The following is a 17,124-nucleotide window of genomic DNA, read 5'->3' on the forward strand; positions in this document are numbered from 1 at the left end:
TTTATAACCGTTGACTCATTTGCTTCACCATTTGGTCTTTCCAAACGCTGAAATCTCCAGCGATAATGTGTTTTCTAGCTTCGCGAACCAACCACATATAAAATCCGAGATTATGTATAGTGGCAATTTGTTTGCCAAGATACTCATTTGCAGCAAACAAATGACGTAAATACGCTTTTGTGTATTCAGTATCAACAAAAGTGATTCCCATTTCATCTATTGGTGTAAAATCATTTTCCCACTTTTTATTTTTAATATTAATGGTTCCATTGGCTGTAAATAGCATTCCGTTTCGTGCATTTCTGGTCGGCATTACACAATCAAACATATCGATGCCCAATGCAATGTTTTCTAAAATGTTGATTGGAGTGCCCACGCCCATTAAATAACGAGGTTTGTCTTTTGGCAAAATAGCTGTAACAACCTCGGTCATGGCATACATTTCCTCTGCCGGTTCTCCAACTGAAAGTCCGCCAATTGCATTTCCTTGTGCTCCGGCATTGGCAATATATTCGGCAGATTGCTGACGTAAATCTTTGTAAGTACTTCCTTGAACAATCGGAAAAAATGTTTGTTCGTAACCGTATTTAAATGGTAGTTTTTCCAAATGATTGATACATCTGTCTAACCAACGATGGGTCATGTGCATCGAACGGCGAGCATAATTATAATCACATGGATAAGGTGTACATTCGTCGAAAGCCATGATAATATCGGCTCCAATTGTTCGTTGAATTTCCATTACATTCTCCGGAGAAAAGAAATGATAGGAACCATCAATGTGGCTTTTAAACTTCACCCCTTCTTCCTTAATTTTTCGATTAGAAGAAAGTGAATACACCTGATAACCACCACTATCGGTCAAAATATTGCGATCCCAATTCATAAATTGATGCAAACCACCTGCTTTTTCAAGTATATTAGTTTGCGGACGAAGGTATAAATGATACGTATTCCCTAAAATGATATCGGGATTAATGTCATTTTTCAATTCGCGTTGATGTACTCCTTTTACAGAAGCAACCGTTCCAACCGGCATAAAAATGGGCGTTTCAATCACACCGTGATCAGTGGTAATTGAACCGGCACGGGCTTGCGAATGAGGGTCAGTCATCAATAAATCAAACTTCATATCTATTTTTTACAGTTGGCAAAGATAAAAGAATTCGTATTTGTTGCGTCTGTTTTATGAATAATTTATAGAAGTCTTTCATAGGTTTACTAACAATTTATCTTGAAAACTTTCCCAAAAACTGTTAAGGCGGATTAGCCAAAATATAATAATTGAATTACCTTTGCCAAAGTTTAACTTTTATCTTAAAAATGAAACCCAACACACAACAACTAAACGACTTTGCAACACAAGTCAGAAGAGACATTCTTCGTATGGTTCACGCCGTAAACTCAGGTCATCCGGGAGGTTCTTTGGGATGCACGGAATTTTTTGTTGCCCTATACCAAGTTTTAATGGACAGAAAAGAGGATTTTGATATGGACGGAAAAGAGGAAGATATTTTCTTCTTATCAAACGGTCACATTTCACCTGTTTTTTACAGTGTTTTAGCCCGAAGCAGATATTTTCCGGTATCAGAATTAGCCACCTTTCGATTGATTAACTCAAGATTACAAGGTCATCCTACTACACATGAAGGCTTACCCGGAATCAGAGTTGCCTCCGGATCACTTGGACAAGGAATGTCTGTAGCGATAGGAGCAGCTTTAACAAAAAAATTAAATAATGATTCACATTTGGTTTATTCGCTTCATGGGGATGGTGAATTGCAGGAAGGTCAAAATTGGGAAGCAATGATGTACGCTTCTGCTTATAAAGTGGATAACTATATTGCTACCATCGATGTAAACGGTAAGCAAATTGATGGTTCAACTGATGAAGTTTTAAACATGGGTGATTTAAAAGCCAAATTCACCGCTTTTGGTTGGGATGTTTTAGAAATTAAAGAAGGTAATAACATTGAAGCTATCATTTCAGGAATGACAGAAGCGAAAGCAAAAACCGGAAAAGGAAAACCGGTTTGTGTTCTACTTTATACCGAAATGGGCAATGGCGTTGATTTTATGATGTATACCCACGCATGGCACGGAAAAGCTCCTAATGACGAGCAATTAGAAAAAGCATTGGCTCAAAACCCAGTCACTTTAGGCGATTATTAAAACGTTGAAAATCTCATGAAAAAATATACAAATACAGGAAATAAAGACACCCGTTCCGGTTTTGGAGCAGGTTTGACAGAATTAGGTCAGAAAAATGAAAATGTAGTAGCACTTTGTGCTGACTTAATCGGATCATTAAAAATGGATGATTTCAAAAAAAATCACCCCGACCGATTTTTTCAAATCGGAATTGCAGAAGCAAATATGATTGGTATTGCTGCAGGATTAACTATTGGTGGAAAAATTCCATTTACAGGAACTTTTGCTAATTTTTCTACCGGTAGGGTGTATGATCAAATTCGTCAATCGGTTGCTTATTCGGATAAAAATGTAAAAATTTGTGCTTCGCATGCCGGATTGACTTTAGGTGAAGATGGTGCAACACACCAAATTTTGGAAGACATTGGTTTAATGAAAATGCTACCGGGAATGACGGTAATCAACACGTGTGATTATAATCAAACCAAAGCTGCAACACTGGCCATTGCTGATCATCATGGTCCGGTATATTTGCGTTTTGGTCGTCCAAGTGTGGCCAATTTCACTCCTGAAAATGGAGAATTTGTAATCGGAAAAGCTGTAATGTTAAATGAAGGAACCGATGTTACTATTATTGCAACCGGTCATTTGGTTTGGGAAGCCTTACTAGCCGCCGAAAAACTGGAAGAAAAAGGAATTTCTGCTGAAGTCATCAATATTCACACAATCAAACCATTAGATGAAGAAGCTATTTTAAAATCGGTTGCTAAAACGGGATGTGTTGTTACGGCAGAAGAGCACAATATTTTGGGTGGTTTAGGCGAAAGTGTAGCAAGAACTTTATCATTGAATAATCCTATTCCACAAGAATACGTGGCTGTTCAAGATAGTTTTGGCGAAAGTGGAACACCTGCTCAATTGATGGAAAAACACCAATTGAATGCCGATACAATTATAGCAAAAGCTGAAAAAGTTATCCATAGAAAATAAATTAATTATCTATTTACCAAAAAAAATCCCGATTAAAACTTTAATCGGGATTTTTTCATTAATAAAATTGTTTATTGACAACTTGAATCCAAATGTTTCTTCAATCTATTAGGATCTATTTGATCTCCGGAGCAACTTGGTATATCATTAAATTGATAATAAAGTTGTGGAATCGTTCCGGGAATTTTTAATTCATTTCTGGTTAAAACACCATCTGCATCATCATCCGCATCTAAAAAATCAGGGGTTCCGTCTCCATCACTATCTTGATTAAACAAACCAATGTCGGTATCGCCACTAGGGTTATAATATTCATCTTTGGATAGAATTTTGTCTCTATCATGGTCATTATATCTTAAACCCTTTAATTGAATTTGAAAAACTAGGTTGGAATAAGCTGGGATATTTTCTCCACGACTAATATTGAAGTAAGCCAAAGCAGATGGAATAAAAACAACTCCGTTTCCAAAATTTAAGTGAGAAAATGTCCCATCTGTATTTTCAATGACAGTCTCTGCAGTTTTTATTTTAGGAACAAATTGTCTAAAACCAGAAATAAATTGAATATTAGGTGCGGGAAAAGATGTCCAAAGAGGAGAAGATGTCCTATCAAATTCTTCATTATCAAGATTCCATCCTCTGTAATCAACAAACATAGAATCAATTGTCGTAGGTCGTTGACCGCCTCCTTCATTTAAAATTATGTAATACAATTTATAGGTGACCGGATCTTCAACTAATCCACCTTTTGAATATGAAACTCTTGAATCATTTTTAACTTCAAAATCTTTAACTAATGGATAATCCGTTTGATCCCAAATCGAAGTTTGGTTTCCACCTGTAGGAATTTTTAAAATTGTTACATTCAAATCATCATCCAAAACCATATAATGGGTTTTTAAATAATCCTCTATTTTTACAATATCCACAGCATATTGCTCTGTTAGATCGTTAGGGGGAATAAGTCTAACTTCATCATCATCTTTTTTACATGAAAAAATTACTAACGACAAGACAGCAATTAATAAAACATTTTTAAATCTTTTAAATAGCATTTTGTATAAAATTTATTGTTCGGGTTAAGTATAATTAAATATTAAAATAAGTGTCGCAAGATACAATTTTGATTTATTTTTGTATACTAATTAACGAAGAATTCTGAAAAAAGGTATGCGAATAGATAAATTCTTGTGGTGTGTGCGTTATTTTAAAACCCGAAATATGGTTACCGAACTATGCAAAAAAAATCATGTTACGGTAAATGGTCAAGTTGCTAAGCCTTCGAAGGAAGTTTTTCCTAGTGATGATATTACATTCAGAAAAGAGCAAATCACATATAAAATAAAGGTTTTAGCCATTCCTGAAAATCGTGTAGGAGCAAAATTGGTCGATATATATCGAAAAGATGAAACACCCGCAGAAAGTTTTGCTCATTTGGAATTACTGAAATTATCCAAAGAACATTACCGCAAAACAGGCGAAGGAAGACCCACCAAAAAAGACCGAAGGGATTTGGAAAATTATACAGATGATATTGTAGAATAATAAACTACCAACTAATTTCTTTTTTACCCAAATCTTTTAACTGTTGATTGGTTTTGCTAAAATGTTGGTTCCCAAACCAAAGTCCTCGATTAGCACTTAAGGGTGAAGGATGCCCGGTTTCTAAAACAATGTGTTTTTTTCTATCGATTTTAGCTCCTTTTTTCTTGGCAAACCCACCCCAGAGTAGGAAAATGACATTTTCTTTTCGGTTTGAAATGGCTTGAATAACAGCATCTGTAAAAATTTCCCAACCTTTATTTTGATGACTTCCTGCCTCTGAATGTCGCACAGTTAAAGTAGCATTAAGCAACAAAACGCCTTGGTCTGCCCAACGTTCTAAATTGCCGGATTTGGGGTACGGAATCTTTAAATCACTTTCAATTTCTTTGAAGATATTTTGCAAAGAGGGAGGAAAAGGAATTCCATCATTTACAGAAAAACACAATCCATTGGCTTGATTTGGGCCGTGATAAGGATCTTGTCCAATGATGACTACTTTTACATTTTCAAACGGACAATGGTCAAACGCAGCGAAAATTTGACTGCCTTTTGGATAACAAGTATGCCGATTATACTCGTTTTTGACAAATAAAATCAACTGTTCAAAGTATGGTTTTGTAAATTCGCTTTCAAGAATGGTTTGCCAAGACGGATGTATTTTAACTTGCATATTCTTATTATTTCCACAAAGATAAGTATACTTCTCAATTTGAAGTTAAACCCATTCCAACAAAGAAAAATTATCGTTAAATTTGCCTAAAATTGCTATTTAACTAAATGATTTCAATCACCGATAAAACCTTAAAAGATTTAGAATTTTCAACCATTCTGCAAACTGTTTCCGATCGATGTAATACCGAATTGGGTAAACAGAAAGCATTAGAAATTGTGCCCTATAGAGATAAAGCTTTCTTAATGGATTCGCTTTTGCAAACATCCGAATATTTATCTTCTTTTTCTAATAATAATGCTCTTCCAAATCATGGCTTTGATAATATTAGCAACGAAATTAAGTTCATTGGCATTGAAGATAGTTTTTTAGAAGTTGGCAGTTTCAGAAAAATTGCTCAATTGTCGGAAACAACCAATACGATGTTGCTTTTTTTGAAAAAATTTGCCGACTATTATCCTACCTTACATCAAAAATCACTTCAAATAGAGTTTACCAAATTTATCATTCAAAAAATTGACGAAGTAGTCGATAAATATGGTGAAATTAAAGACAATGCTTCGCCGGATTTAATTAATATCCGTAGAGAAATGAGTTCGGTTCGAGGCAAAGTAAATCAAAGTTTCGGATTGGCATTAAGTCAATACAACAGTCTAGGTTATTTGGATGAAATCAAAGAAAGTTTTGTAGAAAATCGTCGTGTTTTAGCCGTTCTGGCGATGTATCGAAAAAAGGTAAAAGGTTCTATTTTAGGAAGTTCAAAAACCGGAAGCATTGCTTACGTTGAACCCGAAGCTACGTTGCGTTATTCAAGGGAATTGAGCAATTTGGAATACGAAGAACGCGAAGAAATTACTCGAATTCTCAAAAAATTGACCAACGATATTCGTCCGTTCAAAGACCTTTTAAATCAATGTCAGGAATTTTTGAGTGATATGGATGTGATTGCCGGAAAAGCAAAATATGCTCTAAAAATTAATGCTGTATTACCGACAATAATTGAAGAAAAAAGGTTGTTTTTTAGAGATGCCTTCCACCCTATTTTATATTTAAATAACAAAAGTAAAAACGAAGTTACCTATCCACAAACAATTGAATTAACAAACGAAAGTAGAATTATTGTGATTTCCGGACCCAATGCCGGTGGAAAAACCATTTCGTTAAAAACAGTTGGTTTATTACAATTGATGTTACAAAGCGGTATGCTAATTCCGGTTCATGAACGAAGTGAAACATTTTTGTTTGATCGAATTTTAACCGACATTGGAGATAATCAATCCATTGAAAATCACTTGAGTACGTATAGTTATCGACTCAAAAACATGAATTACTTTTTGAAAAAATGTAACGCTAAAACATTATTTTTAATTGATGAGTTTGGAACAGGTTCCGACCCGGAATTAGGAGGTGCATTGGCCGAAACTTTTTTGGAAGAATTTTATCATCGGGAAGCCTTCGGAATTATTACGACGCATTATTCTAATTTAAAAATATTGGCTAACGAATTACCGTTTGCCTCCAATGCCAACATGCTTTTTGATGAAAAATCATTAGAGCCGATGTATAAATTAATATTAGGTCAAGCCGGAAGTTCATTTACGTTTGAAGTGGCTCAAAAAAATGGTATTCCATACGGATTGATAAATCGGGCAAAAAAGAAAATTGAAGGCGGAAAAGTCCGTTTTGACAAAACCATTGCTACGTTGCAAAAAGAACGTTCGAAGTTAGAAAAGACTTCAATAAATTTGAAAGAAGAAGAATCAAAAGCCCGCGAAGAGAGCAAAAAAATGGAAACCATCAATGCTAAAATTCAGGAAAAATTAGAACGTTATCAGGAATTGTATGATGCGAATCAACGCTTAATTTACATCGGTCAAAAAGTTGATGATCTTTCGAACAAATATTTCAATAACAAAGACAAAAAAGTGTTGATTGGTGAGTTTTTGAAAATTGTTGAAATTGAAAATTCCAAACGCAAAAAAGCAAGTGCTAAGGAGATAAAGGAAAAGGAAGTGATTCAGAAGCAAATTATTCAAGAAGTTACAACAAAAGTAGACGAAATACGAGCCGTTAAAAAAGAGAAAAAAGCCAAAGCTTTAAAAGTAGAATCGGAAAAGCCAAAACCTATTTTAAAAATCGGCGACCGAGTTCGCATGTTTGACGGAAAGGCAGTTGGAACTTTGGATGCTATTGAAAAAAATAAAGCAACCGTAAACTATGGCATGTTTACCTCAAAAGTAAGTTTAGAGGTATTGGAATTGGTAGAAGCAAAAAAATAAAATATGGAAGGTTTACCACTCGATAAAAAAATAATTTTGTTTGACGGAGTTTGTAATTTATGTGACTCTTCGGTTCAATTTATTATCAAACACGACAAAAAGGACATTTTTCGTTTTGTTGCATTGCAATCAGAATTAGGTGAAAAAATTCTGAAACACATTGGCGTTGATACATCTAAAGTGGATAGTATTATACTTTATGAGCCGGGTATTGCTTATTATTACAAGGCAGAGGCAGCCATGCTAATTGCTAAAGAATTGAGTTCTTGGCATCGAATTATCAGCTATTTTTCTTTTACCGGAAATTTTGGAAATTTTATTTATGATTATATTTCCAAAAACCGGTATAAATGGTATGGCAAAAAAGACGAATGCATGATACCTACTCCCGAATTAAAAGCAAAATTTTTATAACTGATAATTATCATAAAAAATCTGTGGTTTGATTTTTAATTTTGATTCAACTTAAAACTTGACAAAATGATTAATCAAACTTTTGCTTTATACTCTTGGGATAACGGTGCCTTCATCATGATTGGTGTTTTTCTTTTAGTCATCTTTGGACTAATTGGAGCCGTTATGTTGATGATGAACGAGAAAAATAAAAAGAAATAAGAAATTTATATCCAAAAAAAATCCCGAATTAACTCTCGGGATTTTCTTGTTCGTTTTATTTTAAACTCGCTAAACTTTGTTCGATGGTGGCAATTTTCGCCAACGCATCAGCTTCTTTGTTTCGTTCGTTGGCGATTATTTCAGGTTTTGCATTGGCAACAAACTTTTCATTTGAAAGTTTTACTTGAACCGATTTCAAAAAGCCTTGCATGTATTTTAATTCTTCTTCCAATTTTTCAATTTCAGCGTCTACATCAATGTTTCCGGCAATTGGAATAAAATACTCGTTTGATTTTACACGATACGTCAATGCTCCGTTTACTGTTTCTGTAACATATTCTAAGTTATCAATATTTCCTAATTTTATGATTACAGCATCAAAAGTAGTCGCATTTTTTTCGTTATTGATTATTTTTAAATCAATACTATCTTTATTAGCAATATTTTTTTGTTTACGAATGGTTCGAATACCGGCGATTACTTCTGTTACAAAATCAAATTCTGTAATTAAACCCGTATTAGTATTTTGAATTGTTGGCCATTCGGAAATAATCAACGCTTGTTCCGGTGATCTTTCTGCAATGTATTGCCAGATTTCTTCGGTTAAGAAAGGCATAAACGGATGCAATAATTTCAAATTCGCTTCTAACAATTCAATCGCTTTATCCAAAGTTATTCTATCGATTGGTTGTTGATAAGCCGGTTTGATAATTTCTAAAAACCATGAACAGAAATCGTCCCAAACTAATTTATAAATTGCCATTAAAGCGTCTGATAATCTGTATTTTTCAAAATTATCTTCAATTTCAGCAAGGGTTTGTTGCAGCTTAGCTTCGTACCAATCAATAGCAATTTTAGAAGCTTCCGGTTGAGTAATTTCAGCTACTTCCCACCCTTTTATTAATCGGAAAGCGTTCCAAATTTTATTTGCGAAGGCTTTTCCGTTACTGCACAATTCTTCATCAAACATGATATCGTTTCCGGCAGAAGAACTTAACAATAAGCCAACACGTACTCCATCAGCTCCAAATTTCTCAATTAAATCTAATGGATCCGGGGAATTTCCTAATGATTTTGACATTTTGCGACGCTGTTTATCACGAACTAAACCGGTTAAATAAACATTTGTGAACGGTTTTTTACCAGTATATTCATATCCGGCAATAATCATACGTGCCACCCAAAAAAACAAAATATCCGGACCGGTCACTAAATCATTGGTTGGATAATAGTATTTAAAATCTTTATTTTCCGGATCTAAAATTCCGCCAAAAACAGCCATTGGCCATAACCATGATGAGAACCACGTGTCGAGTGCATCGGCGTCTTGGGTTAAGTCGTCAGTGGTCAGTTGTTGGTTGTTGGTTTTTTGTTTTGCTAAAACTAAAGCTTCATCAATATTTTCTGCAACTACATAATCTTCTTTTCCTTCACCGTAATAATAAGCCGGAATTTGTTGCCCCCACCACAATTGACGAGAAATATTCCAATCGCGAATGTTTTCCATCCAATGACGGTAGGTATTGTTAAATTTGCTTGGATATAATTTTATTTCTTCGGTTTCTAAAACGGCTTTAATGGCTGGTTTAACCAATTCTTCCATTTTAAGAAACCATTGATCAGATAATCGTGGTTCGATAACCGCTTTTGTTCTTTCCGAAGTTCCTAGTTTATTAATATGCGATTCGGTTTTTACTAATGCACCAATCAATTCTAATTCTTTTGAAATTTCTTCTCGAACTACAAATCGGTCTTTGCCTTGGTAATGTAAACCAAAATTATTCAAAGAAGCATCTTCATTGAAAATATCGATTATATCAAGGTTATGTTTATCGCCTAACACTTTATCGTTTACATCATGAGCCGGTGTCACTTTTAAGCAACCCGTTCCAAATTCAACATCTACATAGTCATCTTCTATAATTGGAATTATTCTATTGCAAATTGGAACAATCGCTTTTTTACCTTTCAAATGAGTAAAACGTTCATCATTTGGGTTAATACAAATGGCTGTATCTCCGAAAATGGTTTCCGGACGAGTGGTAGCTATTGTTAAAACATCAGCTGTACCTTCTACCTTGTAATTGATATAATATAAATTCCCTTGACGTTCTTCATGAATAACTTCTTCATCGGATAAAGTAGTTTTTGCTTCCGGATCCCAATTTACCATTCGATAACCACGATAAATCATGCCTTTGTTATATAAATCCACAAACGATTTGATAACTGAAGCAGACATATCTTCATCCATGGTGAATTTTGTTCGGTCCCAATCGCATGAACAACCTAATTGTTTTAATTGTTCTAAGATAGTGCCTCCGTATTTATCTGTCCAATCATACGCATGTTTTAGAAATTCTTCTCGTGTTAAATCTGCTTTGTTGATTCCTTCAGCTTTTAATTTGGCAACCACTTTTGCTTCGGTGGCAATAGAAGCATGGTCTGTACCGGGAACCCAACACGCATTGAATCCTTTCAAACGAGCACGACGAATCAAAACATCTTGAATAGTGTTATTTAACATATGTCCCATGTGTAATACTCCAGTTACATTTGGAGGTGGAATTACAATAGTATAAGGAGTTCTATGATCAGGTTTTGAATGAAAATAATTGTTTTTCATCCAGTAATTGTACCATTTTTGTTCGGCTTGCTTGGCATCAAATTGTGCAGGAATAGACATAAAAATATATTATATGGTTATGCAAACTGAATAAATGTCATTTATACAATAATTTTCAGTTTGGTCTGGTTTTTGTATTTAAATGCAAAAGTAAGGATTTAGAAAGAAGTATTAAAAAAGAAATTAGTATTTGTAGTTTGAATAAAAGTAACTATTTTTACACAACCCAAAAACACATAACCATGAAAAAAAATTTATTTATTGCTGTATTTAGCATTATTAGTATAACAGCTATTGCTCAAAAAGGTCCAAAAATTGAGTTTAAGGCCAAAGACAATACGATAGATTATGGAAAAGTTTACAAAGACAGCGACAACGGTGTTCGCGTTTTTGAATTTACCAACACCGGTGATGCTCCTTTAATTATTACAAATGTTCAGTCTACCTGCGGTTGCACGGTTCCGTCTAAACCTAAAGAACCTATCATGCCGGGAAAATCAGATAAAATTGAAGTAAAATATAATATGGCAACCGGTCCAATCAGAAAAAGCATCACCGTTGAAACAAATGCTGTGAATGCCGAAGGAGGAAAAGTTCACCTAAAAATTAAAGGAGAAGTTTTGGAACGCCAAGAAGTCAATTTGATGGAAAAGAAAAAAGTTGGTCCGATGCAATAAAAATTAAATCCCTTTAACGAAGGGATTTTTTTATAATATACTTTTTAAATAGAAAGTGAATTTCATTCTTCTGTTACCACGATCTACTTCAAAAATAATTTTTTTTCCTTCTTGTGATTTTAATAAATTATTGACCTCTTGAAGAGAATATCTGTCTGTTCCATGTGAATTAATACTAACAATTATGTCCCCTTTTTTTAGTCCGCAAAGGTCAGCCGGTGAATCTTTTCTGATATTAGCTATGACATAAATGGGTTTTAAAACAAATTTATATTTAAAACTATCACTTCCTTTTGTGATATTTTCATAGGATGTTTGATCTCTTGTTAATACATTCATCTTTACTTCCTCCTGAATCCATTGTAAACCGGCATGATTAATCTCAATACCACTCATATTATACTCAAAAGGATCATTAAATTTTTTATTTTTCTTGAGGTATAATTTACTATTCTTATAATCAAAAATTATATTAAACCGTTTAAAAACTTCTCCTCCTATAGAACCAATTCTGCTTTCTGCCCATTTGATATTGCTTAAAGAAGTTGAATCCGGAATAGCAACATAGGGATTTTTAAATCTAAAATCCTCAAATGAAAAGGAATTTAACTTTGTTCTTTTTCCAAAAATGTCTCCATTAAACCCTTTACCGAGAAAATCTTCAAAAGATTGATTTGAAAATGTATAGCTTTTTATTCTGTTTGAAAAAAACCAAAAAGCATCACTATTTCCAATATCTAAAAGTAATTTACCATCTACTTTCTGATTATCAAATTCAAATAGAGTACTGTAGTAAGGCTTATTATTATGAAAAAAAATGTCTACCTCCAGAAATTTATTCATTTTTCTCTTTTTTATTTCTTTAGAGGGATTGTGAATGTAAATTTTTTGTGATAGATAATTAATTTCAACTTTAAAATTTTTAAAAAATTGATACCCAATTATACCATTTACAGGTATTCCAACACTTCCAGAAAAATTAAATTCTTCATCAAGAATAATATAAATATCATGTTTTTGATCAACAATATCATCTTTAAAAACAACAAGATTTCCGGATGACTTTAATCCTTCAATAAAATCTGAATTACCCAAACCACGTAATTTAATTTTCTCAACATTATTAAATTTTAATTCTTCTTTGTCTTCTAAACTAAATAAAATTGATTCTTCAACACCTGTATCTAGCAAAAAAGTTAAATCGACTCCATTTACTTTCAAAGGAATGAAAATCAAATTATTAATAAATTGAAATGGGATGGTTACTTTATCTTTTTTAGAATAATATTGAAATCCTTCTTGTCCAATTAAATTGGGTGAAAAAAATAAAAAAGATAAAAAAATAAGAAAGATTTTCATGAACAATATTTTAATAAAATTACAAAAAATAGCTTTAAAAATCAACATAAGTAAATATATACTCAAAAAGCATTGGGTCTGAAAAAAAAAAATTGCAAATTTGCATTTCAAAAATCAACCATTATGCCTAAGATTTCCAATAAAGGTCAACAAATGCCGGAATCACCTATCAGAAAACTGGTTCCCTATTCTGAAATTGCCAAAAAAAAAGGTACAAAAGTTTATCATTTGAATATTGGACAACCCGACATTAAAACTCCTGAAGTGGCCATGAATTCAATAAAAAATATTGATATTAAAGTATTGGAGTACAGTCATTCTGCCGGATTCGAAAGTTATCGTAGAAAATTAGCTGAATATTATCAAAAACATGGTTTACCCATTAACATTGAAGATATAATTATTACAACCGGTGGTTCTGAAGCCTTACTTTTTGCCATGGGTAGTACAATGGATTCCGATGATGAAATTATCATTCCTGAACCGTTTTATGCCAATTATAATGGATTTTCAACAGCTTCCGGTGTAAAAGTTGTGCCTGTTATTTCTACGATAGACGAAGGTTTTGCCCTTCCTCCTATCGCTGATTTTGAGAAATTAATTACTCCAAATACAAAAGCAATATTAATTTGTAATCCCGGAAATCCAACGGGTTATTTATATTCAAAAGAAGAAATTTATCAATTAGCTGAATTGGTTAAAAAATATGATTTGTTTTTAATTGCTGACGAAGTTTATCGTGAATTTATATATGATGGTGATCATCATTTTTCTGTGATGAATGTACCCGGAATTGAGCAAAATGCCATTATGATTGATTCTGTTTCTAAACGTTACAGTATGTGTGGAGCACGAATTGGTTGCATTGTTTCAAAAAACAAAGAAGTCATGGCTGCTGCGATGAAATTCGCTCAAGCCAGATTGAGTCCGCCAACATTTGCTCAAATTGCAAGTGAAGCGGCTTTGGAAACTCCTCAAAGTTATTTTGATGAAGTGATTACAGAATACAAAGACAGAAGGGATACTTTAATTACTGAATTAAATCAAATTGATGGTGTTAAAGTAGCTACTCCAAAAGGAGCTTTTTATTGTATTGCTAAACTTCCGGTTAAAAATGCTGATGATTTTGCTCAATGGTTATTAGAGTCGTTTGATTTTAATGGTGAAACAGTCATGGTTGCCCCAGCGGCAGGCTTTTACTCAAGTCCTAATGTAGGCTTAGATGAAGTTAGAATTGCTTATGTTTTAAAGAAAGAAGACTTGATTAAATCTGTAAGAATATTAAAGGAAGCCTTAAAAGTTTACCATCAGTAGTTGACATTATTTTATAACTAAAAATCCCAACTTTTAGTAAATTGTTGGGATTTTTTTTATTCAATCTTTTTATGCTTAAACCAACCTAAGTTTAATTCATTAAACTGAAAGTTTATTTCTTCATCTAAAGTTGTTTTATTAAAAATTAAAATATCAGATTCTGTGGTTATTGTATAATGATTTTCATCTTCTGTTTCCGAAACAATCAGTGAATAATTATATAGGTATTCTTGATTATCAACTTTAAATTCAATATTTTGACTTGAAATGCGAAGATATTCTCCGGTATGAACTCCTTCATATTCGCCTTTTAACCATTCTGGCAAGTTAAATCCTTCCGTGTCAAGTTCAGTTGATTCAGATTCACATCCAATAGAAATTATACTTAATACAAAAATTACTATAATTTTTTTCATTACTTACTTCTATGATTATACAGTTGTAAATCTAATGATTAGAAAAAGTAATTAACATTAAACTCGTTCAAATGATGATTTAAACGTTTAACGAATAGTGAAGTGAATTTTATCGATAAAAAAAACTCCTGACGTTAATCAGGAGTTTTTTACTATCGGGTTTTTATTTCTATCTTTTTAATGAAAAATGTGCTTTAAATGTTTTGGTTTGATTGTTTTCTACATACTCTACCGTAAACCAATAATCGGTTGATGGGAGGTTTTGACCGTTGAATGTTCCATCCCATCCTTGACCCGCAGGGGCTATTTGTTTCAGGAATTTTCCATAGCGGTCAAATATATAAATTTTTGCGTTAGGATTGGTCTCTCTTAAGGTAAAAATATTCCATGTGTCATTATGACCATCTCCATTGGGTGTAAAGAACAATGGATAATCTACCACATACACCTCGATAGTGGCATCTTGACATCCGTTTAAGTCTTGTACCGTCACTAAATGACTTCCTGCACTCACATTGGTAAACACATTGCTGGCTTGGAATGGACCATAGTCTAAACTATACACATAATTCGAATTGCCTTGATCCGGAATCGTGATTCCTTCTGCAATGATGGTGATTGTAGCATTATCGGTAAAATAATTGCTCTGTACATAACTCAAGGTGGCTTGCTCGGATTGAACCACATTCACCGTTACCGTATTGGAACAGTTGGGCTCAGTTTGGTCATTGATAACCGTTAAGGTATAGGTTCCCGGTGTGTTTACCGTTAAGTTTGCGTCTGTTCCCAATACATTTCCTGCGGAATCTGTCCATGAAAACTCGTGTGTGTCTGGATCTAATCCACTCTCTAAAACCGCTTCTCTAATGATAGCTCCCGTTAAAGGATCGGCACAAATAAAGTCGTCCTGAACTGTTGGCTCGGGTAACTTGTGAACCGTTAGGGTTATAGGAACAATCGTCGGACAACCACTTTGCGTGTTCGGATTAACCAAAATGGCATATATCTCCTGACTCATCGGTGTTGTATTGACAAAAGCTGTTGCATCCGCTCCACTGATTGCCGTACTGTAATCGTTCTGTGCTGCGGCTGCTTGTGCTACTGTGAGACTTTCAAAATAATACACTACCGTATCCGGATAATTATTGGCTCCTAATAAAATTGGTGTTACATCAGCATCTAGATTAAACTCAGCTCTTCCATCGTTAGTATCATCTTGGTCATCGCACTTGGTTACGGCTGCATCATCCACCGGAATCGCATTGGCAATGGTTCCTTCTTCAATTACTAAGTCTACCGTGCCTACTATAAAACATCCGGTAAGGTTGTTCTCTACTCGTACAAAAATGGTCTCCGGTGCTCCTAGAACACTTGTGCTGGTGTAAGTAGTTGGCAACTGTGGACTGCCCGCCTCTGCATCAGTCTGTGAAGCATAATACGTGACTGTAAAGTCTGCCTCACTTTGGTCGTCTCCTAATACATCTTCATTGGCCAAACTTAATGTGAAAGGTAAAATCGGTTGACTTGGTGCCACACATTGGTATAAATTAACCGGTGAAACAATATCCGGTAACGGATTTACAATCAATTGAAGCTCTACAATCTCATAACATCTTGGCTCTAACGGGTTAGTTGGTATTCTGGTTACACGAACATAAATCGTTTGTGTATCGGAATCAGTACTGTCATAATTCGTTGGATCAGAAATTGGATTGGTCTCTGTTTCTGCCTCTGCAAAACTCTCAAAATACGTCAGTGAAAACTCCGTTAGACTCGCTCCGTTTAAGATGTAAAGCTCTCGCTGGGTCAAATCGAAGTTCTCTAAACCATCACCCGGATTTGTATCGTCACACTCTTCTATCGGTGCCGGATCAAATAATGGTTCCGGTCTTGGGATTACTCGTATGGTCAAGGTCGTAAAACTTGTACACCCTTCCGAACTTGTCACTCTCACCCCTAAGGTTTGCACCGCAGCAACAGCGTTAGTGTAAGCCGTTGGGTCTTGAATCGGATTTACATTATTCTGTGCATTTTGAAGGCTTGGATAATACGTAACGGTATAACCGCCTAATCCATTGGTAATATCATTATCGCGAATGGTTAAGTCAAAGGCTGTAAATTGATCATTTGGCAAGGCCTCATCACACAAAGATATCGGATCCGGTACAGTGAGTGTCAAAGGTAAATTCACAATCAAATCAAAACTTCCCGTGTGGAAACAACCCGTAGCAACATCCGTTACGCGTACCCAAATCGTTTGTGGATTACTTGTGTTTGGATATGATGCTGTATTAACAATGGCTCCAATATTACTTATCGCAGCTGCCTCAGAGGTAAAATAACCCACTTGATAGTCGGAAGCCGCTCCACTTTGAGCCGCTAAGATACCAGGCGTTTGTACACTTAAATCAAACGTACTCAATCCGTTTTGCTGATTACCATCGGTATCACATTGAATAATGTCTTCTAAATCAGTCGGCAC

Annotated in this window: 15 protein-coding genes; 8 read left to right on the plus strand and 7 right to left on the minus strand. The window is 34.3% G+C overall.

What is annotated here, in order from left to right; all coding sequences use genetic code 11:
* Nucleotide 1 precedes the first annotated feature (1 nt).
* Entirely contained in the window at nucleotides 2–1,132 is a 1,131-nt protein-coding gene (gene tgt / locus EQG68_RS10795) for a tRNA guanosine(34) transglycosylase Tgt (RefSeq protein ID WP_129464899.1), read from the minus strand.
* A gap of 191 nt (nucleotides 1,133–1,323) precedes the next feature.
* Here tgt and EQG68_RS10800 point away from each other — a divergent pair, with 191 nt between their 5' ends.
* Both EQG68_RS10800 and EQG68_RS10805 read left to right on the plus strand, forming a co-directional pair.
* A complete protein-coding gene (locus tag EQG68_RS10800) occupies nucleotides 1,324–2,172 on the plus strand; it encodes a transketolase (RefSeq protein ID WP_129464900.1) in 849 nt (282 codons plus the stop codon).
* 15 nt (nucleotides 2,173–2,187) lie between these two features.
* Nucleotides 2,188–3,141: a transketolase family protein gene (locus EQG68_RS10805; RefSeq protein WP_129464901.1), complete on the plus strand. Its 954-nt coding sequence runs from the start codon at nucleotides 2,188–2,190 to the stop codon at nucleotides 3,139–3,141.
* Nucleotides 3,142–3,212: 71 nt separating this feature from the next.
* Here EQG68_RS10805 and EQG68_RS10810 read toward each other — a convergent pair whose 3' ends face one another.
* The gene (locus EQG68_RS10810) at nucleotides 3,213–4,196 is read right to left on the minus strand and encodes an FKBP-type peptidyl-prolyl cis-trans isomerase (RefSeq protein WP_129464902.1); all 984 of its coding nucleotides are present in this window, start codon (nucleotides 4,194–4,196) and stop codon (nucleotides 3,213–3,215) included.
* A 115-nt stretch (nucleotides 4,197–4,311) separates the two neighbouring features.
* Between EQG68_RS10810 and EQG68_RS10815 the strand changes: the two genes are divergently transcribed.
* Complete coding sequence (locus tag EQG68_RS10815; RefSeq protein WP_129464903.1) at nucleotides 4,312–4,686, plus strand: RNA-binding S4 domain-containing protein; 375 nt, start codon at nucleotides 4,312–4,314, stop codon at nucleotides 4,684–4,686.
* 4 nt (nucleotides 4,687–4,690) lie between these two features.
* Here EQG68_RS10815 and EQG68_RS10820 read toward each other — a convergent pair whose 3' ends face one another.
* Nucleotides 4,691–5,356, minus strand: a complete 666-nt coding sequence (locus tag EQG68_RS10820; RefSeq protein ID WP_129464904.1) for a uracil-DNA glycosylase — start codon at nucleotides 5,354–5,356, stop codon at nucleotides 4,691–4,693.
* 107 nt (nucleotides 5,357–5,463) lie between these two features.
* On the opposite strand from EQG68_RS10820, the gene EQG68_RS10825 reads away from it, so the two are divergent.
* From EQG68_RS10825 to EQG68_RS15315, 3 genes are all read left to right on the plus strand, one after another.
* The gene (locus tag EQG68_RS10825) at nucleotides 5,464–7,635 is read left to right on the plus strand and encodes an endonuclease MutS2 (protein ID WP_129464905.1); all 2,172 of its coding nucleotides are present in this window, start codon (nucleotides 5,464–5,466) and stop codon (nucleotides 7,633–7,635) included.
* A 3-nt stretch (nucleotides 7,636–7,638) separates the two neighbouring features.
* On the plus strand, nucleotides 7,639–8,049 hold the full coding sequence (locus tag EQG68_RS10830; RefSeq protein ID WP_129464906.1) for a thiol-disulfide oxidoreductase DCC family protein: 411 nt from the start codon (nucleotides 7,639–7,641) through the stop codon (nucleotides 8,047–8,049).
* Nucleotides 8,050–8,115: 66 nt separating this feature from the next.
* The gene (locus EQG68_RS15315) at nucleotides 8,116–8,250 is read left to right on the plus strand and encodes a hypothetical protein (protein WP_129464907.1); all 135 of its coding nucleotides are present in this window, start codon (nucleotides 8,116–8,118) and stop codon (nucleotides 8,248–8,250) included.
* Between the two features lie 55 nt (nucleotides 8,251–8,305).
* On the opposite strand, the gene EQG68_RS10840 is transcribed toward EQG68_RS15315, so the two are convergent.
* Nucleotides 8,306–10,936, minus strand: coding sequence for a valine--tRNA ligase (locus tag EQG68_RS10840; protein ID WP_129464908.1), 2,631 nt, complete (start codon nucleotides 10,934–10,936; stop codon nucleotides 8,306–8,308).
* 182 nt (nucleotides 10,937–11,118) lie between these two features.
* Between EQG68_RS10840 and EQG68_RS10845 the strand changes: the two genes are divergently transcribed.
* A complete protein-coding gene (locus EQG68_RS10845; protein WP_129464909.1) occupies nucleotides 11,119–11,553 on the plus strand; it encodes a DUF1573 domain-containing protein in 435 nt (144 codons plus the stop codon).
* Between the two features lie 30 nt (nucleotides 11,554–11,583).
* Here the strand turns inward: EQG68_RS10845 and EQG68_RS10850 are convergent, their stop codons facing one another.
* Nucleotides 11,584–12,774, minus strand: a complete 1,191-nt coding sequence (locus tag EQG68_RS10850) for a PDZ domain-containing protein (protein ID WP_246011719.1) — start codon at nucleotides 12,772–12,774, stop codon at nucleotides 11,584–11,586.
* A 261-nt stretch (nucleotides 12,775–13,035) separates the two neighbouring features.
* Here EQG68_RS10850 and EQG68_RS10855 point away from each other — a divergent pair, with 261 nt between their 5' ends.
* Entirely contained in the window at nucleotides 13,036–14,226 is a 1,191-nt protein-coding gene (locus EQG68_RS10855) for a pyridoxal phosphate-dependent aminotransferase (protein ID WP_129464911.1), read from the plus strand.
* A gap of 56 nt (nucleotides 14,227–14,282) precedes the next feature.
* Here EQG68_RS10855 and EQG68_RS10860 read toward each other — a convergent pair whose 3' ends face one another.
* A complete protein-coding gene (locus EQG68_RS10860; protein ID WP_129464912.1) occupies nucleotides 14,283–14,642 on the minus strand; it encodes a hypothetical protein in 360 nt (119 codons plus the stop codon).
* A gap of 169 nt (nucleotides 14,643–14,811) precedes the next feature.
* A partial coding sequence (locus EQG68_RS10865; RefSeq protein WP_164975436.1) for a T9SS type B sorting domain-containing protein occupies nucleotides 14,812–17,124 on the minus strand: 2,313 nt, incomplete at its 5' end.

It is taken from the genome of Flavobacterium piscinae (assembly GCF_004122145.1).
In the GTDB taxonomy this organism is placed as follows: Bacteria; Bacteroidota; Bacteroidia; order Flavobacteriales; family Flavobacteriaceae; genus Flavobacterium; species Flavobacterium piscinae.